Below are 18,207 nucleotides of genomic sequence, written 5' to 3'. Positions count from 1 at the left end.
TGTTTCCTTGTGGTGCGAAGGAAAACCGCGTTGCGCGGGCGTCTAGGACCGGGTGCGGCGTGGGTCGGTCCTGGGTGGCCGGGGTGGCGGAATCCGGTGTCCGGTCTGTGTCGCGGTGGTGGCCGCTGGGTTTCCGGTGCTGGGCGCGGTACTGCTGGTGGTGCTGTGCGCGCGGCGCTGGGCGCGGAGCACGGCCCGGATCTCCCGGGCGCGCCCGGGGATCGGGTCGGGCAGGGGTGTGGTGGTCATGGTGAAGGGTTCGGTTTCCTCGCCGTGCACGACCAGGCGTGCGGCGGCGTGGTAGACGCCGAGGTGGGAGAGGTCGTGTTCGGAGAGTCGGGGTGTGGTGTGGCGGGCGAGTTCGCGGGCGTCTTCGGGTGATGAGGAGTAGATGATTTTGTTGCGGGCGTTGGTGGAGAGGCCTTCTTTCAGTTCTCTCGACAGTTGGCCGAGGTGCTGGTGGGCGAGGATGAATCCGTTCCGGAACGCTCGGGCTTCGGCGAGCATGTCTTCCATGGGGTAGGGGAGGTGGAGGAAGTTGTGGCATTCGTCGATGACGGTGTGGGCGTCGGGGCGCAGGCGCTGGGGGACGCGGGCGCGGGCGGTGGTGGCCTGCCAGGTTCGTGCCACGACCAGCGACCCGACCAGCCGGGTGGTCTCTTCCCCGAGGGATCCTTTGGGGATGCGCACGAGGCAGATCCCGCCCTCGTTGAGCACCTGCGACATGTCCACTGTGGAGCGTCCTCCGGCGATGGCTTCTTTGACGAAGGGGCGCAGCAAGAACGCACGGAGTTTGTTCATCAGCGGCGAGATCACCTGGGAACGACTGGAGTCGGTGAGTTCGTCGTACCACTCCCAGAACCCGCGCAACACCGGGTCGGTCAGCCCGGTGGTGATGCGGGAGCGGAACGCTTCGCTGGTCAGGAGTTTCGGCAGGTCGGCGAGGGTCGGCACAGCCTCTTGCGCACGCAGGGTGAGGCAGGCGGCGCGCATGAGGTCGTCAGTGCGCGGACCCCAGAACGCCGAGTACACGCGGCGGAAGACGGAGACGAGGTTGTCGACCTCACGGTCGGTTTCCCCGCCCTCCAATGGGTTCAGGATGGGTGGGCGGTGGCGGGAGTCGGCGTCGAACAGCACCACCCGCTCCGCGGCGTCGCGGGGGAGCCGGTTGAGGATGTCGGTGACCAGGTCGCCTTTGGGGTCGATCAGGACGACACCGCGACCGGCATCGACGTCGTCGAGGATGATCTGGCCGAGCAGGGTGGACTTTCCGGAGCCGGTCGGCCCGATCAGGTGCAGGTGGTAGCGGGCGTCGGCGAGCCGCAGGCCGACCGGGCGGGCGTGGCCGGTGTCGGAGTGTCCCAGCGGCATCACCCCGGGGCCTGGGGTCGGGATGCCGGGTGGTGGGGCGACGGCTTTGGCTCCGGCGCGTTCGACGCCGGGGATTTCGGCGTCGGTGGGCAGGTGCGCCAGCGCCGCGAGTTCTGGGACGGAGAGCAGGTCGCCGCGGCCGAGGCACCGCCCGGCGAGGGCGCGGGCAGGGTGGCGCAGGCGGGTGCGGGTGTAGTGGTTGTGGTCGGTGTAGGCGGCGAACGCGGCCGCGAGCGCGTGCGCCCGGCCGCGCGCGGTGTCACGGGCCTGGCGGACCAGGTCGTCGGTCGTGTCCGCGGGAAGGTCGGTGGCCACGGCGTACCGGATCACCGTCGCGTACTGGGACCCGCGCTGCTTGCCCACGATCGCCTTGTTCTGTGTCGAATATTCGAGCGACAGCTGCGGATCCTGGCTGATCCGGCGCGAGTCCGAGGTCCGGCGAGTACGGGTGGCGCTGACTCCTGGGGTGATCGCGTCGAGGATCCGGCCCCCGAGTCGTCCGGAGGAGCCGTGGTGGACCCGGCGGGCGGCGCGGCGGGCTTGGGCGACGCGGCGGCCGGTGACCGGGCGGGCCAGGATTTGCACGCAGGCGCGCTCGTCGCGGCCGAGCCCGACCGGCGCGCCGAGCAGGCCGCGGATCGGGTCGGCGTCGAACCCGGTGCGGATCGGGAGGGCCTCGGTACGGCCGAGACGTAGCTGGCCGCCGACGGTGATCCGCCGGCGCCCGGTCTCCAGCGCGGGGAACGGCGAGGTGGCGGGCTGGGTGCGAGTGTGGGAGCCGGGCCAGGCGGCCTCGACCGCCCGTTCCACCAGTGATGGGGGGATGACGCCGGGGACCCAGAACTGCACGGTGACGCCGTGCTCGCCGAACACGTACTCCATCGCCAGGTGCGGTTGCCCCGTCCAGAGCCGCCGCCAGGCGGGGCGGAGCAGGCCGACGAGGTTGGACCAGACCGCGGCCCCGCCGGCGGGATCGACGGTGGGCGGGGCGAGCACGGTGATCCGGCGAGCGTCGGCCAGCAGCGCGGTGTGGCGGCGAGTGCGCCACCAGCGCCGCGCCACGACCGCGCCCGCCACGGCGATGGCCAGGGCTGGGACGGCGACGGGGCCCCAGGTCAGTGCCCAGTCGCCTGTGGCGGCGAGCAGGCGGCCGGTGACCCCGCCGGGGTCACGTAGGTAGTCACTCACCCCGTTCTGCGTCATCGGGGATGCTGAGGTGGGTACGGCCATGACAGAACTTCCTTCCGGGAAAACTTCTGTGAGACAAGGCAAAGCCGGGAAGCGGACCGAGGGCGGGAATCGATCACGCGGTGTCGAGGTCGACTTGTCTTGTGTCGTCGAACCCGTCGTCGATGTCGGCACGGCCGGCCTCGTGAACGGAGCCAGTGGTGCTAGCGGGGCCGAGGTCGATGTAGGCCTCGGCGAGGCCGCTGTCGGTGGCATCCGGGTCCTGGTCGGCGAACCTGGCCAGTTCGGCGGGATCGGTGGTGATCAAGAAGTTCTCCGTGGGCGAGGCCAGTGACTGGACCGCCACTCGCTGCGTGCCGGAGCTGAGCAGGCATTGGCCGCGGTCGGCCGACAGCAGGAACCGCCGCTCTCCGGCGGAGAGGTCGAAGGCTTCGGCGATCTCGTCGATGGCCTGCGGCGCCGCGCGAAGAAGTACCTGGGTGGCGGCGTTGGACACGATGGCTTTGCCCAGGTCGCTGCCGAGCAGGTCAGCGGCGTCCTGGGTGGCCACGGTGAGCCCGCACCAGTGTTTGCGCGCGGCTTTGGCCAGGCGCAGCAAGAACAGTGCGGCGGCGTTTTGGCGCATCAGGATCCCGGCTTCGTCGACCACGACCAGCCGGGGTCGGCGGTCGGCCGGGTTCGAGACACGCCGCCAGACGGTGTCGAGCACCAGCAGGGTGCCGATCGTGCGCAGCTCGTCAGGCAGATCGCGCAGGGAGAACACCACGAGGTGCCCCTCCGGAGCGGCGCTGGTGGGCCCGTCGAAGAGGTCGCTGAAGCTGCCGTCGACGAACGGGTGCAGCCGGGCGGCGAGGTCGGCGGCCATCGCGTCCCCGCTGTCGCCGGTGGTGGCGAGCACGTCGCGCAGGTCGCGCAGCAGTGGCGCCGGGCGCGTCCAGGTGCGGGCGTCCCCAGTGATCCCAGCGGTGCGGTAGGTCTCGGTGATCGCTGTGTCGAGCACGGCTCGTTCGGCGGGTGTGCTCTCCGTGCCGAAGAGCACGGCTAGGACGGTGTGCAGGAACAAGCTGCGCCGCTTGAGGGCGTCTTGTGGCGCGGTGCGGCGTCCGTTCGCGCCGAGGTGCACAGGCAGGTCGAACGGGTTCAGCCGGACTCCGCCCGCGCCGAGGTGGACGTAGGTGCCGCCGACCTGGGAGGCCAGCCGCGCGTACTCGTCCTCGGGGTCGATGACGAACGCTTGTACCCCGTGCGCGGCTTGCCCGTTCTCGTGATCGCCGAGCCGTCGGTAGAGGCTGCGCAGGGTCTCGAGCTTGACGAAGTACGACTTTCCCGCACCCGAGCGGCCGAGAACGACGGAGTTGTAGTTGTCGCAAGCGAACCGATCCCAATGGACCAGCCCCGAGCTGCCGACGTTGTAGCCGTAGAGGACCCCGGAGGGGGCGGAGGTGGTCGGGTCGGTCGGCGGCAGGTCCGGCGAGGTGAACGGGTAGGCGGCGCTGACCGCGGCGGTGTCGAACGTCCTTTTCAGACCGAGCGGGTCGAGTCCGAGTGGCAGGGTGCTCACCCAGCCCTGCAGTGCCCGGTAGGTGGCGGGTTTGGCGTCCAGTAGCAGGGACGCGCACAACGACCGCAGCGTGGAGACTTCCTCAGCGAGGGAGGTTTCGTCCGGGGCGTGCACGGTGAGATACAGCCCGAAGCGGAACAGGCGTCCGTCGCCGCGGGCGATGCTGCGTGAGAGGTCGGCGGCGTCCTCGGCGGCGGCGTCGAGGTCTGGGTCGTCGAGCCGGTCATGCTTTGCGTTGTGGCGGCGGGACGATTCGAGTTTGGCGCGTTGCTTGCGCAGTCCGCTGGCCGCGGTCGCCGGGTCGACGGGCTGGACGTGGACCGAGACGTCCAAGCGGGCGGGGTAGGTCAGCAGCGGGGCGAGCCAGCCGGGGTAGACCTCCTGCGGATAGCCCGTGACGCCGAAGCTGGCGACAAGTTCGTTGCCGACCTCGAGGTGCCGGGCGGACACCGACAGCGCGTCCGGGGTGAATGCTCCCGCCGACCCGGACCGGGCCACGGTGCTGTGGTTTCTGGTACGTGCCATCGGGGATTACCTGCTTTCGATCTCGTCGTCGTAGTCCCAGTCCTCGTCCTCGTCCAGCCACGCTCCCGGCGCTGACCGAGGACCAGGGCGCTGCGCGCCAATGGAAGAGCGCGGCGGCGGAGCCGGGTGAGGCGCCGCCGGGACGTCGTCGGGGCCGTAGAGGTCGGTGAAGGTGGTGCTGGAGGTGACGACCTCGTCTGCGCCCGCCAGCACGGCCGAGGGCGGCAGGAAGGTGTCGGGGTTACAGGCCGCCGCCAACACTCCGGTCGCGGCGGCGGCGTCGAGCGGGGTGGCCACGATCCCGGCTGGGGCGAGCAGTTCGACGGCCTCGCCCAGGCGGCGCACCAGGCGCTGCTCGGCGGCCTGCCGTGCTCCGTTGTCCACCTGCCCGCCGTCGCGGCGGTGGCGCCGCCACGGCAGCACCCTTGACGCGGCGGCGGGAGCCGGGCTGGTGCGCAGTGGCTCGCGCAACACCAGGAGTACCTGCCGGCGGAGCAGATCCGCCTGGGCGGTGAGCTCGGCGAGGTAGTCCGCGTGGTCCCGCGCGGCTGCTTCCAAGGCGGGGTGCGGGAGCCCGCCGGCGTGTGCCCGGAGTTCGGCGATCTGCGGGGCGAGGTCGAGCCGTTCGGCGCGGATGAGGAACTGCACCGGCGCGGTCAGGGAGTGCAGGTAGCGCGCGAACGAGGCGACGAGCGCCTCTTGCTCCCCGGGGGTACGCAGCGAGAAGTTGACGGTGCCGCAGACGGCGATGACCGCGAGCCCGTCAGCGCCGAGATCGACGATCCCGGCGTTCGCGCCGGTGTCGGCGACACCGTGGGCGGGCAGTTCCAGCGGTGCCGGGGACACCGGTTCGGCCCCAGCAGAAGACGGACACCGTCTGCCACGGCCTCGGGTACGGGTTTCGGTGTGCTGGGCGGTGAGCCAGGCTGGGGCCGCGCGGACGCCGTCGGGGGCGGCGACCCGGTGCCGCGGCGACAGGTGCTGGCGGATCGCGGCGAGGACGAGACGGTCCAGCGGCAGACCGTCCCGCTGCCCGAGAGCCAGCACGGCGGCCGCGATCCCGACCGGGATCGCGACGATGAGGAACACCGGTACCGGCACAAACCCACGTGTCAGCGAGTACAGGCCGTAGAGCAGCAGGCCGGTGACGCCAAGGATCGCGAGCTGCCGCGCAGTCAGCGGTCCCAGCACCCGGTCCGGGCGGTCGACGTCGGCAGGAACACGTACGGGAGAAGTCATGGCGACTCGGTCCTCACTTCGTCTTCGGACCCCGCCGGGGTGGCAGGTCCAGGGGCAGGCGCAGTTGCGTTCCGGCTCGCCGCTTCGGCGGCGGTGACACGCTCGCTCCGCTCACGGGTGGCGGAGGTGTGGGCCGGCGGCGGACGCCGAGAGGCAGCGGGTACTGGCCGGAGGCGAGTGGCCGGTTGCCGGTGTAGGCATCCCGTGCCGGGCGGCGCGGGGCGCGCGCGGCGCGGTTGATCCGGCCGGACGGGGTGAGCAGCCCTGGCCCGGTCTGCCGCGGCGGACTGGCCGGCGCCGGGCTGGAGAGGTCATCGGCGAGTGACCGTCGAGGCGTGGCCGGTGGTGCGGGCCGCAGATGGATCGGCAGCATTCCCGTGCTCGGCGCGATCAGCGCGCGCGGTAGATGCGCGGGCGGGCGCGCGTTGCGATTGACCCGCCCATCGCTCGTGAACAGCCCGGCCTGGGGCACCGGCGGCGGCATCCCGGCGCCTCGTGCGGCGAGATCGTCGGCCAGCGACCGGCGCCCGACCCGATCTGAGTCCCTACGGGTGGTGATCGGCAGCCCGAGCTGGCAACGGGGCAGCGCACCGGGCAGGGAGTCCGGCGGGAGGGCCCGAGGGTTCGCCGAGACCGCTTGCTCGTCCCCGGGACCGCTCGTGGTGAACAGCGACATCTGACCCGGCCCGGGTTTCCTCCCCGCTTCGGCGCCGGTGCCCGGCAGCTCACCTAAACGCGGGGAACGCCCGGGAGAAGGACGTGTCCGGCGGACCCGCATCGGCAACATGAACTGGCCCGTACGCGTCGACGGCGGATCCGCAGGCGCGGTGTCGCGTCCACGAGCACGAGACGACGTGCCGGGCTTGCGGCCCTTGCCGCCGAAGAGAGATCCGGCGCCGCCGAGCAGGCCCATCGTCTTGTAGGCGATCGCGCCGCGCACCAGCGACCCGAGCATCGACCGGCCGCCACTACCGCGAAGGGGTCGCAGGCACCAGAACGGGATCTTCGCCAGAACCCACAGCAACGCGACACAGAACAGCAGGTTGGTCAGCCCGTTCAGCGTCGGCCCGAACACGGTGAACCCGCCCGGGGTGAAGAACACCCGCAAGGCCACCGTCACCGCTCCGGCCTGGCCGACCGGGATGACCAGCACCAGGCCGTAGGCCTTCCACCAGAAAACTGCGACGCCTTCGGTGTGGGGGAGGGCGTGCCACATCAGCAGGATCGGCGCGGCCGCGATCAGCAGGATCGTCGCGACGACCCGCACGATGAAGGTGAGCAGCAAGACCACGAGCATCACCGCGAGCGCGAGTCCGATGAACAGCAGCCAGCCCGCGCCGCCGTTGAGCGAGCCGAGGATCATGTCGGTCATCGCGTCGGCCGCGGTGTCCGGGTTGATCGCGCCGGTCATCAGCGCCGAGCTCACGGCGTTGGAGATTTCGATGCCCCGCGTCGCCAAGAACAACGACAGCGTCCCGGCGAGGAACCCGGCCGCGAGCCGGGGTGCGATCTCCTTGATCGTGTACCGGGTCTGCAGAGTCTCGTAGGCCATCAGGATTACCCCGGCGATGACGACGATGCTGCCGTAGAAGGCGAGCATCAGCTGCCACGATTCGTTCCAGGCCTGGCCGATGCCGGGCAGCAGAGCTGGGTCCGGTGTGGACAGCACCGTCTTGCCCAGCAGATCGAGCAACGGGTTCAGCGCGCCGATCACCAGGCCGCGGAAGAAGGTGTCGATGGCCTCGGTGACACACGCGACCGGGTCGGTGAACCCGCACTCGCTCTCGTCGTCGCCGGGATCGCGGGGGACCGGCTGCGGGATGCAGTTCGGGCCCTCGCACGGCTGGCTCGTCGGCGGCTGGGTGGGGAGATTGCCGCACTCGGGCAGCACCGAGCCGGGGAAGCACGACACCGGCGGCGCCGACGGGCCGGGGACCAGTGGCGTGCTCGGCGGGCCCGTCGGAGGCACGGGTCGCGGAGGCGAAGGCGTCGGCAGTAGGCACGCGGGTTCAGCCGAACCCGGTGTGCAGCTGGGATTGGGCGGCAGCGGCAGGACCGGCGGCTGCGCGGGCGCCAGCGGCACCGCCGCAGCAACGGGAGCGGGCGTGGACACAGGCGCGGCCGAGGCGGTCAGCGCGATTCCCGCGACGGCCACCAGCAGCGGCACCAGCACCGCGAGTGCGCGAGCCCACCGCCGCCAGGGCAGCCGGCGTCCCCGGCCACCACGTCGGCGACGGCACCGGGCGGGGTCTGTCGGCGGACCGACCATGAGCCTGTTGTCGCGCGGGCGGGTGGCAGGTGTGTGGCGTGGTGTGGTCATCGTTCACACCCCGCCCACGATGCCCTTGAGGATCTCGACCACGAGCGGGGCGAGCGTGGCGAGCCCGAAGCCGATGCCGGCGGCCTTGAACGCGCCCTTGGCCTTCTCGATCTCGCCGGGATCACCCGAGGCCATCAGGTAGCGCAGGCCGCCGATGGTGATGAACACGACCGCGACCCCGGCCAGGATCCCCATGATCCAGTTGCGGATGTTGTTGAGGACCTGATCGACCGTCGCCGCGAGCGCGACGTAGTGGACCGTGTCCGCCCGCGCGGCCGAGGACGTCAGCAGCATTCCGGCGGCCACCAGGCACCCGATCAGCACGACACGGCGATGGTGTCCCCGTCGCGCAAAAGCCGGGTGCGGACGGTGGCGGTGCGATGGTGTCAGTCGCATGAGGGGACCTCCTCAGTGAGCGCCGTGCGGCGGTCGGGGCCGGGCGACTGGTGGTGGTGCGGGTTCGCCGCCGACCGGGTCCCGCGTGCTGTGACTCCGGATTCCGGGTCGTGTGAGGGCGCCGGGCGCACGAATTTCCTCGCCAGTTCCGGACTCAGACGTGTCACGCTGCGTAGCCGCAGGCGGTGGGTGTGTGATAGGCGCAGGGAGGGGTGGCGGGGTGTGCCGGGGCGGTCGCGACGGTTGGCGGCCGGTGCGGCGCCGGAGGTGCCGTCGGCCGGTTCGGTAAGGAAGCGGGCAAGGCGCTGCTCGGCGCGATGCCGGGCCTTCTGGGTCGTCTTGTAGCGCTCCCCGCGCGCCTGAGCCGCCTCCGCCAGTGCCAGTTCTCCGAAGTGGGTGGCCGAGATCAGCGCGGCCTCGTCGGCGGTGATGACGCTCGCTCGGACAGCGGCCACGAGCACGAGGTCGTGGTGTCCGCTCGCGCGGGGCGGCGGTGCGGAACGGAAGTCGGCGTCCTCGACCGTGGGGGGCGCGTCGCCCTCTTCCTCGTCCACTGGGGGCGGTGCGTCGAGCGCCTCGCGCAGCGCGGCGTAACCGGCGCGGTAGGCCGCCCATCGCAGCCGCACGAGGATCGCTGGCCGGTCCAGCGCGACCTCGCCGAGCCCGGCGAGGAATCCGGTCAGGACGGCGGAATGGATGTCGTGCTTGTCCCCGCGGAACCGGTTGGTCAGCTGCGCGGCGACCGGCAGCAGCACCGGCATCGCCAGCCCGACGCACGCCATCGTCCAGGTGCCGCCCTCCGCGCGTGCCCGGGCGACCAGATAGGCCCACGCCGCGTCCCGGGTCGCCTGGACACATTCCTGGCGCAGCAGCAGCGTGCCGAGCTCGTCCAGCGGTACCGGGCGCGGCGGCAGCCCGGAGATCGCCGCACCGTCCACGCACACGGGATGCGGGCCGGTCACCAGCCACCCGAAGGTCGCGATAGCGGCGTCGAACACCCCGCCGTCGTGGGCGTATTCATCGTGGCGGCGAAGAGCGAAAAAGTCTGGGTCAGGCCCGGTTTTCGATAGCGGAAAATCCATGGTGGCAACTCCTGGTAAGGGCTGAATCAGTGCGGCCACCAGAAAGCCAGGAGTGGCGCCTCAAAAGCGCCTCAAAAGAGCCTCGCAACCGCCTCAAAGGGCGCCTCAAGGGCGGCGACGGGCACGATGCGTGCGGTCGGGCGAGCGTGCCCGCGAGGGCATGAGCGCAACGCTTGAGGCGCCCCATAACATCGCATTGAGCTGCGGTGACACGCCTCGACGTTGTCGGTGAGCGATCGTGGCGCCTCAAGATCTGATCCTGAGAGACAGCGCCCCGCGGCGTGCGCGAAAAGAAGCTGTGAGAAACATTCCACTGCCGAATCGGATACCCGGTTGACAACGGGAACCAGGCGCTGAGGGGACGCCGCACGGCGCTCTTTGTCGCTCTGCCCGGGCGTGGATGCGTTGGTTGTTTCTGGATCGCGGAAACTCTTTTGAATTTTTTTGGGATCGGGTGTCTCCAAATCGCCTTTTTTCCGGAGTTAGCCGGTGACGGCATCCCGTCGCCGGCCTCGCACCGGCGGCACTCGCTCAGGAGGCTTCTCATGACCCAGCGCGCACAGTCGCCGGACAACGGCGCCGGTCGCCGGACACACCCGGACCGCCCGCCGCGCACCGGGCGCGGTGGCGACCGCGTTCCCTACCCCGGAGCCCGCGTTCACAACACCACGGCAGGTGCCGGCGGGACCGACAGCACCTCGCGTCCCGAGGGCACGCGGACCTCGTCGCGCCGGCGCCCGGCGCCGTCGTCGACCGCGCCGACTCCGGCGACGGTGTGGACGTGCGGGCCGGACCCGATCGACACGCACGCGGTGTGGCCGGTACCGATCGTGGAGTCCATTACCGCGTCGTTCACCGACCCCGGTGCGCACGTCGTCCTGGTCGACCTCGGCCCCGCACCGACCACGGTCCCGCGCTCCGGTGCGGGCGGTTCGGCGACGACTGGCGAGACCTCGGTGGCGCCCGCGCGAGAAGCGGTGCGCGCGCTCGGCCGCACCACCGACACCGTCATCTTCCACAGCGGCGACGGCGGCTCCGCCGCGTCGTCGCGACCGTTCTGGGCAGACCTCGTCACCGACGCGAGCGACGCGTCCGCGGCGCTGGCCGGAACACCGTCGGCCCCGGCGCGTACCGGTGCCACCGGCAGCGTGGAAGGACCGGTGTCCGAGCGCGGCGCGCGGGCGGATCTCGTGATCGTGTCCCTGCCCGGCCATGCCGCCGAGTCGGTGCCGCTGGACCGGGTCGCGCTCCTGGCGGCGAACCGTCTGCGTCAGGGCGGCATCCTCGCGGTGTACACGCACAGTGACTGGACGCGGGGTCGGCTGGCCGACCCGACCGGCGCGATCGTGGCCGCCGCCCAGCACGCCGATCTGCTCTATTTGCAGCACATCGTCGTGCTGCACGCCCCCGTGGAGAAGGGGCGCCTGCGAGCCGCGCCGAGCGTGGCGGTGGCCGCCGAGTACGGCCGCGTCCGGCATCGCGCGACGGTGCGCGGACTGCCCGCGCCGCACCTGCGCGCACACGGTGATGTCCTCGCGTTCGCGCAACCGGCCGACCCCGGCGCACCGCCCGCCGGGACCGGTCCGGTGCCCGCCGCGCCCGGCGCCGGAGGTGGCCAGTGACCCCGCCCCCGCTACGCCCGACCGGGCCTTCCCCGGCCACCCCTGTACCTGCGAAAGGCAGCGCCCTCATGTCCCTCCAGCACCCCGCGACATCGACCACCCCTGGCAGCGACGACCCGACCGTGCCGATCTCCCGCACGCTCATCGACGCCCTCGACACCACCGGCGACACCAGCCCCGCACAGACCGGCACCACGACCGGACACGACCCATCCGGGCCGACCATCGCGACCGGCGTGACTGACGTCGGCGATCTGCCGTTGTCGGTGTGGGCGACCGCGCAGACCTCGCCGGCCTCCCAGCGCAAAGGCCGCTATGTGCCCGAGTCGACCGCGCACCCGGCGAAGATGCTCCCGGCCGTCGCGGCGCACGCCGTCCGCGCCTACACCCGGCCCGGGGACCTGGTGTTCGACCCGATGGCCGGATCCGGCACCACGCTCGTGGAGGCGATCGACGCCGGGCGCCGCGCGGTCGGCGTCGAGTACGAACCGCACTGGGTCACCGTCGCCCAGGCGAACCTCCAGCTGGCCCGGGAACGCGGTCACGACCACGACGCCGAGATCGTGCACGGCGACGCGCGGCAACTGCCGTTCCTGCTGCCCGAGAAATACCGGGGACAGGTCGCGCTGATCATCACCTCCCCGCCGTATGGACCGTCCACGCACGGGCAGGTCGTCACCAGCGGCACGGGCTCGCAGGACGGGAAGGTGCACAAGTACCACCACCGCTACGGCAGCGCCCTCGACCGGGGAAACCTCGCCAACGTCGGCCACCACCGGCTGCTGGCCGGCTTCACCCGCATCCTCACCGGCTGCGCCGCCGTGCTGCGCCCCGGCGGGCACATCGCGATCACCGTCCGGCCCTGGCGCGAGCACTCCGAACTGATCGACCTCCCGTCGCAGATCATCGCCTGCGGCCTCGCGGCCGGGCTGGTCCCGGTCGAACGCTGCGTCGCCCTGCTGGCTCGTGTCGCCGACCGCGAGCTGGTCGCCCGCGGAAGCTTCTTCCAGCGCGACTTCATCCGCAAACAGCGCGAGCAGGGCCTGCCCTTGCACCTGATCGCGCACGAGGACGTCATCGTCCTGGCCAAACCCCTTACGCCCAGCGGCACGCCGAACTCGGCGTCGTCGGGAGAGGGGCCCGCCGCTACGAGCGACGGGGCTGTGAGTCGTGGGCGGTGGGCGTCGTGAGCACGCGGGTGCATTGCCGGGACTGCGGCTGGGACGAGCGCTTCCGGCATCCCGCCACAGCCCGGCGCGCCGCCACCCGGCACCGCTGCCCGCCGCCGGGCAACGACTCGGACCGGCGACCCGTCACGCGGGAGGCACAGCATGCCTGAGCACCACACCGACACTGCGGATCCGCTGCGGTTCGTCGCGACCGACGGCCCGGTGATCGGGTCGCTGTGCACCGGCGTGGCCGGTCTCGACCTCGGCGTCGCCGCCGTGCTCGGAGGGCGCATCGCCTGGTACTCGGAGGTCGACCCGCACGCGGCCGCGATCCTCTCCGCGCGCCTGCCCGGCGTGCCGAACCTGGGCGATCTGCGCGCGGTCGACTTCACCTCCGTCGCACCGGTCGAGGTGCTCACGGCGGGCTTTCCCTGTCAGGACATTTCCGCCGCCGGTCGGCGCGCGGGTATCGAGAAAGGCGCTCGCAGTGGACTGTGGCACACCATCCTGGACGCCATTCGCGTACTACGACCGAGCCTCGTCGTCGTGGAGAACGTCGCCGCCCTCCGCTGGAAGAACGGCGGCCTCGACCGTGTACTCGCGGGGCTGGCCGAAGCGGGGTATGACGCGGTCTGGCGTTGCGTACGAGCCGCCGACATCGGAGCCGCCCACCGTCGTGAACGCGTGTTCCTGTGTGCCGTCCCCGCCCCGGGACGGGATGCGGATGATGCCGACCCCGCAGGCCCGCGACGGCGAACCCCGAGGCCCGGTCGACCCGGCACGGCGGCGCGCGGGCGGGCATCAGGTCAACCTCAACGACGCGGTTGACTCGGTCGTCAAGCCGACACAGCTGCGGCCGCCGCCGACTCCGACGACGGCGGACTCGCGGTCGTCGGCGATCCAGACCGCACGGAAACCGGGCCGCCTGATCCCGGCGGGGTGCGTGACGCTGACTGACTCGGTGCGGCTGCTGCCGACCCCGACCGCCTCGGACGCGAAGAACTGCACCCACGACACGCACGACGGCGGACCGTCTCTTCCCGACCGCGCCCGCGCCCTGAGCACCCCGACGCCACCGCCGGACGGAACGTGGTGCGCCGCGGCCCACAGCGCAGGGATCGATAGCTGCCTTTCCACCGGTGCGTGGGGCCCTGCCGCCGACACCCCGACCGCGCACGGCGGTTCGTCCACCGACATCTCCGCCACGCCCACGACAAGGAGACCCAGCCCTCATGGACACTCCACGACTTCTGCCGACCCCGCGCGCGACCGACGGCACCAAAGGCTGTCCCGCGCAGCGCGGCTCGAAAGGCGATCTGATGCTGCCCTCGGTCGTCATCGCCGTCACCACACCCGCACCGAAGCCCCGCCCGCGGAAGGAGGTGAAGGACCGTGACGACCACCCGCGCACCACGCGCCCGCCGCACAGCACGCGGTGAACCCAGGCCGGTGAACTGGGGCGAATACGCCGCCGCCGTGTACCGGTGGGAACTCATCACCGGTCGTGCCGCGCCGTATCCGACCCAGCCCGGCCGGCACGGACGCCCCGTGCTCGCGCCGCCGTTCGTCGAGTGGCTCATGGGCCTGCCCCCAGGCTGGGTCACCGCCACGCACCTCGAACTGCCCCGCACCGCGCAACTACGTGCCCTGGGCAACGGGGTCATGCCCCAGCAGGCCGCACGCGCTCTACGCCACCTGCTCGACGACCTAGCCGCACTCGCCCACGCCCCGGCCAGGTGCCACTGGGCCGCGCCGCCACACCACCCGCGCGAGCGCCGCGCCACCAATTCGGCTCGGTGCGGGCAGGGCACGAGTAAGGCTCTGCCCGCCACCACCCATTCCTCGGGCCGGGCGCGCCCGGCCCGCTCGGCCCGAGCACGCACCACGACCCGCTGAGCCAGGTCCGCGAGGCACCCCGGCTTCCAGCGGCCCGAGGTTCGGGGTGCCTCGCCTCTTCTAGCACATCGAAAGCAGGTACCGCCATGCCCACCAACCGCCCCAACAGGCTTCTCCAGCATCTTCGACGCTGGCTGGGTACCCGGCACGGCCAGAACGTCTCACGCGTCCTGCCCGCGCCACCTGAGCGCCCGCTGCCGGAAGCCCCGTCCGAGGTGGACGTCGCTGCCGAGCATCCTGTGCTGCGCAGGGCGAGCGAGGCGACCGCCGCGCTGGTTCGCCAAGGCTGGAACGTGCACCGCGCGCCCTACGGCTACCGCGCCATGGACGTCGCCGGGACTCGCTCGGGCAGCGGCAGACCCCGGACCCGGCTCACCCCCGACCCGCTGCGTGCCCCGGTCGTGCAGCACATCTTCTACTGGCGCGCGGTCACCGGCCTCGACGTCGACCAGATCACCCAGCGGCTGAACAACAATCCCGACCGCTACCCACCACCGGGCACCACCGGCACCTGGCACGACAAGGCCGTCACCAGAATCCTGACGAACCTCAAATACACCGGCTATCAGGCTTTGCGCACCCGCGACGAGAGCAACCGCCTCCGTCCCGCCGAGCAGTGGGTGCTCTCCGACCAGCCGGCTCACCGCGCCCTGATCACCACAGCCCTGTTCTGGGCCGCGCAGAACCCCACCACTGACACCCGGCGCGCGCTGCGGCACCGCCTGCTCGCCCAGCCGCACGACCTCTCCGCCTGACCACCCTTGGGAGCACTCACCATGACCACCACCCGACCTGACGCAGAACGCCCCGGCCAGACCCGAACACCCCGCGCGTCGACACCCGCCCGCGGCGCCACCCGGCCCCACCCAGCGACTCGCCCTCCCCGCACCAGCGCTCGACGCACGAGCGGGTCCCATCGCGAGCGGTACCCGGGCCAGCCACGCGGCCGTTACCTGAGCCTCGGCGCCGGAGTGCAAAGCCTGTGCGTGTTTCTGCTTGCTTGCGAAGGTGAGATTCCGCCCTTCGACGCAGCCCTTTTCGCCGACACCGGCTGGGAACCGAAACAGGTCTACGCCCAGCTCGACACCGCGCGCCGCATCGGCGCGCGGGCAGGGATCCCCGTCCTGACCGTGTCGAACGGCAACATCCGTCACGACGCCCTCAAACCGGAGTCCCGATTCGTCACCATGCCGCTGTTCGTGAAGAACCCCGACGGCACGAGAGGGATGGCCCGCCGGCAATGCACCGGCGAGTACAAGATCAAGCCGCTCAAGAAAGCCATCCGCCAGATCCTCGGCTACCCGCATCCCATGCGGGTGCCACGTGGTGTGTTCGTCGACCAGGCCATCGGCATCTCCACCGACGAGTTTCACCGCGCCAAGGACTCCGACGTCAACTACACGCGCAACATATTCCCGCTCATCGACCTTGGACTATCGCGCTCGGACTGCCTGACGCTGCTGTGCGAGCGCGGCATGGGCGCGGTCGTGAAAAGCTCGTGCATCGGTTGTCCCTACTCGGGAAACTCACGGCTCCGGTTCATCCGGGACACCGACCCCCACGCGTGGGCCGACCTGGTCGAGTTCGACAAAGCGATCCGTCACGGCAGCCCGCGCGCCAACGCAAACGGCAAACCGCTGCGCGGCCAGTTCTTCATCCACCGCTCGCTCCGGCCGCTCGACCACGTCGACCTCGACGCCACACGCAGTGCCACCGACGCCGAAGAAGACGACCCGGACGGCTGCAGCCCGTTCTCCTGCCGTAGCGGCCCTCCCACTGCCACGCCCTAAAGCCCGCGCTACCGCTCAGATCGCCGTACCGGACCAGACAGTCCCCCTGACACTGCCTACCGGGCCGCCCCGGACCCCAACGGCCAGAACCTGCCGCAGCGCCCAGCTACGGCCATCGACGAGAAGCGACTATCCCAACCAGCCCTCGTTCCAGGAGGCCACAGTGCACCACAAACCACAGCTCGTCGTCGACGCCCACACCGAGACCTCCGCATCCGTCGACGAGAGTCACCCTGCCTGGTCGCGCGAGCACCTCCGCGACCTCGGTGTCACCACCACTCTCATGACCGCCGCCACCATGCTCGGCATCGGACGCACGACGGCGTACCGCCTCGCACGGCAAGGCGACTTCCCGGTCCCCGTCATACGGGCCGGACGCAACTACCGCATCCCCGTAGCCCGCTTGGTCGAGCTTCTCGGCCTGGACGAAGAACCTCGTAGCTAGTCCTTCCTCTCTGTCCCCATTGGAGCGTCCATAGCCGTGATCCGAACCACGCCTGCGGATTTCGGGAGGAACGAATCCGATGCAAGAATTTTCCGCCAACACCTACAAACGCTGCACTTGTAAACACCCCGAAACTGGGCAACAGCTCGGCGCGACCTGCCAGAAGCTCAAACGCCGCAACGGGTCCTGGAGCTCTGACCACGGAACCTGGTACTTCCAGGCCGAACTTCCCCGACGCAGCGACGGAACCCGCCGCACCCGACGACGCGGGGGATACCCAACACAAACCGATGCACAGAACGTGCTCGACAAGATGGCCGCCTTGGTCGAGGCAGCACAACCGCACGGTGACACGGCTGTGGTCGCCATCGGAGACCTCATCGACACGTGTCTGAAAAACGGAGAACCCTTCCCGGCAGCGGAAAGCATCACCCAAAAACTAGCGGCTGGTCACACGGCGATCCGCGTACCGACTGTTGAAGAGTGGCTGCACACCTGGCTGGCCAGCCGCAAGAAATTACGCGGAAGCACCAGGCTCTCCTACAGCCAGCACATGAGGCTCTGGCTTATTCCACACCTCGGGCACTACCGCATCGACGCGCTCACCGTCGAACACGTCGCCGCGATGTTCGACGCCATGGCCGAGCGCAACGACGTCATCACCGCCGCGAAAGCCAGCGACGACCCCGACATCCGCGCAAGCGTCCACGGCCTGCGGATCATCGGCGCCGCCACCATGCAGCGCTACCGCGCTACCCTGCGCGCCGCGCTCAACGCCGCCATCCGCGACCCCAAGATCCCTCTGCAGTTCAACCCCGCCTCCCACATCGAGCTACCATCAGGGCGCCGCCCCAAAGCACTCCTGTGGACCCCGGAACGGGTCGAACGATGGCAACGCACAGGAGAGCGGCCCTCGCGGGTCATGGTGTGGACACCCGAGCAGACAGGTACCTTCCTCGACCACGCCGAGGGCCACCCCCACTACGTACTACTGCACCTCATCGCCTACCGAGGTCTGCGCCGCGGCGAAGCCTGCGGCCTGCCCTGGTGGGACATCGACCTCGCGAACCAGAGTGCCACGATCACCTCAGCCCTCGTCCAGATCGGCTGGGAGATCGAGTTCGGCGAACCGAAGAGCGAAGCCAGCGGCCGTGTCATCGCCCTTGACAACGACACCGTCGACGTCCTCCACGCACAGAAACAGCACCAAGCCGATCTACGAGACACAGCAGGCGACCGCTGGGTCGAACACGGCCTGGTCTGCGCCGAGCCGGACGGCAGCCCCCTCCACCCAGCCAAACTCACCGACAGCTTCCAGGCGATCGCCGACGCAGCGGGCCTGCCACCCGTACGCTTGCACGACCTCCGTCACGGAGCGGCGACCCTCATGCTCGCCGCAGGCGCAGACCTCAAGGAAGTCCAGGAACTCCTCGGGCACTCCAGCATCGCCATCACTGCCGACACCTACACCCACGTACTCCCAGAACTCGCCCGCGAATCCGCAGAGGCTGCCGCGTCCCTCGTCCCCCGTCAATCCCGGCGCAAGCTTCCCTCTGCCGCATAGAAGCAACTCATGTCGCTTCGGAACGTGAGTTGCGAGGGA

Annotated in this window: 17 protein-coding genes; 10 read left to right on the top strand and 7 right to left on the bottom strand. The window is 70.8% G+C overall.

The genetic code is table 11. The annotated features are described in order from the left end of the window. Window positions 1–42: 42 nt before the first annotated feature. From SD37_RS39695 to SD37_RS39670, 6 genes are all read right to left on the bottom strand, one after another. On the bottom strand, window positions 43–2,601 hold the full coding sequence (locus SD37_RS39695) for a type IV secretory system conjugative DNA transfer family protein (RefSeq protein WP_044855214.1): 2,559 nt from the start codon (window positions 2,599–2,601) through the stop codon (window positions 43–45). A gap of 73 nt (window positions 2,602–2,674) precedes the next feature. Further along, window positions 2,675–4,645, bottom strand: coding sequence for a VirB4 family type IV secretion system protein (locus SD37_RS39690; RefSeq protein ID WP_044855213.1), 1,971 nt, complete (start codon window positions 4,643–4,645; stop codon window positions 2,675–2,677). Window positions 4,646–4,651: 6 nt separating this feature from the next. Beyond that, a complete protein-coding gene (locus tag SD37_RS39685) occupies window positions 4,652–5,884 on the bottom strand; it encodes a PrgI family protein (RefSeq protein WP_044855212.1) in 1,233 nt (410 codons plus the stop codon). A 13-nt stretch (window positions 5,885–5,897) separates the two neighbouring features. Then, window positions 5,898–8,204 carry a TrbL/VirB6 family protein gene (locus SD37_RS39680; protein ID WP_236725216.1) on the bottom strand — a complete coding sequence of 769 codons (2,307 nt, stop codon included), beginning with the start codon at window positions 8,202–8,204 and terminating at the stop codon, window positions 5,898–5,900. Window positions 8,205–8,207: 3 nt separating this feature from the next. Further along, window positions 8,208–8,498 carry a pilin gene (locus tag SD37_RS39675; RefSeq protein WP_044855339.1) on the bottom strand — a complete coding sequence of 97 codons (291 nt, stop codon included), beginning with the start codon at window positions 8,496–8,498 and terminating at the stop codon, window positions 8,208–8,210. A gap of 92 nt (window positions 8,499–8,590) precedes the next feature. Continuing rightward, window positions 8,591–9,598, bottom strand: coding sequence for a hypothetical protein (locus SD37_RS39670; protein WP_044855211.1), 1,008 nt, complete (start codon window positions 9,596–9,598; stop codon window positions 8,591–8,593). A gap of 629 nt (window positions 9,599–10,227) precedes the next feature. On the opposite strand from SD37_RS39670, the gene SD37_RS39660 reads away from it, so the two are divergent. The 4 genes from SD37_RS39660 to SD37_RS39650 all read left to right on the top strand — a co-directional run bounded on the left by SD37_RS39660 (window position 10,228) and on the right by SD37_RS39650 (window position 13,301). After that, on the top strand, window positions 10,228–11,304 hold the full coding sequence (locus SD37_RS39660; RefSeq protein ID WP_236725215.1) for a hypothetical protein: 1,077 nt from the start codon (window positions 10,228–10,230) through the stop codon (window positions 11,302–11,304). A 68-nt stretch (window positions 11,305–11,372) separates the two neighbouring features. Continuing rightward, the gene (locus tag SD37_RS39655) at window positions 11,373–12,494 is read left to right on the top strand and encodes a TRM11 family SAM-dependent methyltransferase (protein WP_052675109.1); all 1,122 of its coding nucleotides are present in this window, start codon (window positions 11,373–11,375) and stop codon (window positions 12,492–12,494) included. Then, window positions 12,491–12,643: a hypothetical protein gene (locus tag SD37_RS43345; protein WP_167369685.1), complete on the top strand. Its 153-nt coding sequence runs from the start codon at window positions 12,491–12,493 to the stop codon at window positions 12,641–12,643. Before SD37_RS39655 ends, SD37_RS43345 begins: the two co-directional genes overlap by 4 nt. Next, window positions 12,636–13,301 (top strand): DNA cytosine methyltransferase, encoded by a 666-nt coding sequence (locus SD37_RS39650; protein ID WP_063774597.1) that lies wholly within the window; start codon window positions 12,636–12,638, stop codon window positions 13,299–13,301. The genes SD37_RS43345 and SD37_RS39650 overlap by 8 nt, the downstream gene beginning before the upstream one ends. Here the strand turns inward: SD37_RS39650 and SD37_RS44050 are convergent. Next, complete coding sequence (locus SD37_RS44050; RefSeq protein ID WP_236725214.1) at window positions 13,275–13,610, bottom strand: hypothetical protein; 336 nt, start codon at window positions 13,608–13,610, stop codon at window positions 13,275–13,277. The genes SD37_RS39650 and SD37_RS44050 overlap by 27 nt on opposite strands. Window positions 13,611–13,705: 95 nt before the next feature. On the opposite strand from SD37_RS44050, the gene SD37_RS39640 reads away from it, so the two are divergent. The 6 genes from SD37_RS39640 to SD37_RS39620 all read left to right on the top strand — a co-directional run bounded on the left by SD37_RS39640 (window position 13,706) and on the right by SD37_RS39620 (window position 18,168). Next, window positions 13,706–13,912 carry a hypothetical protein gene (locus tag SD37_RS39640; protein WP_052675108.1) on the top strand — a complete coding sequence of 69 codons (207 nt, stop codon included), beginning with the start codon at window positions 13,706–13,708 and terminating at the stop codon, window positions 13,910–13,912. A gap of 10 nt (window positions 13,913–13,922) precedes the next feature. Then, window positions 13,923–14,369, top strand: coding sequence for a hypothetical protein (locus SD37_RS43410; protein WP_174567893.1), 447 nt, complete (start codon window positions 13,923–13,925; stop codon window positions 14,367–14,369). 86 nt (window positions 14,370–14,455) lie between these two features. Beyond that, window positions 14,456–15,124, top strand: coding sequence for a recombinase family protein (locus SD37_RS39635; RefSeq protein ID WP_065913066.1), 669 nt, complete (start codon window positions 14,456–14,458; stop codon window positions 15,122–15,124). 216 nt (window positions 15,125–15,340) lie between these two features. Next, window positions 15,341–16,159, top strand: a complete 819-nt coding sequence (locus SD37_RS39630) for a hypothetical protein (RefSeq protein WP_052675107.1) — start codon at window positions 15,341–15,343, stop codon at window positions 16,157–16,159. A gap of 163 nt (window positions 16,160–16,322) precedes the next feature. Then, complete coding sequence (locus SD37_RS44045) at window positions 16,323–16,604, top strand: helix-turn-helix domain-containing protein (protein WP_044855206.1); 282 nt, start codon at window positions 16,323–16,325, stop codon at window positions 16,602–16,604. A 79-nt stretch (window positions 16,605–16,683) separates the two neighbouring features. Next, window positions 16,684–18,168: a tyrosine-type recombinase/integrase gene (locus tag SD37_RS39620; RefSeq protein ID WP_044855205.1), complete on the top strand. Its 1,485-nt coding sequence runs from the start codon at window positions 16,684–16,686 to the stop codon at window positions 18,166–18,168. The last annotated feature ends 39 nt before the right edge of the window (window positions 18,169–18,207 follow it).

The organism is Amycolatopsis orientalis (assembly GCF_000943515.2).
GTDB classification, from domain to species: domain Bacteria; phylum Actinomycetota; class Actinomycetes; order Mycobacteriales; family Pseudonocardiaceae; genus Amycolatopsis; species Amycolatopsis orientalis.
The sequence above is the reverse complement of the archived record's forward strand: the minus strand, read 5'-3'. Positions and strand labels throughout refer to the sequence as shown.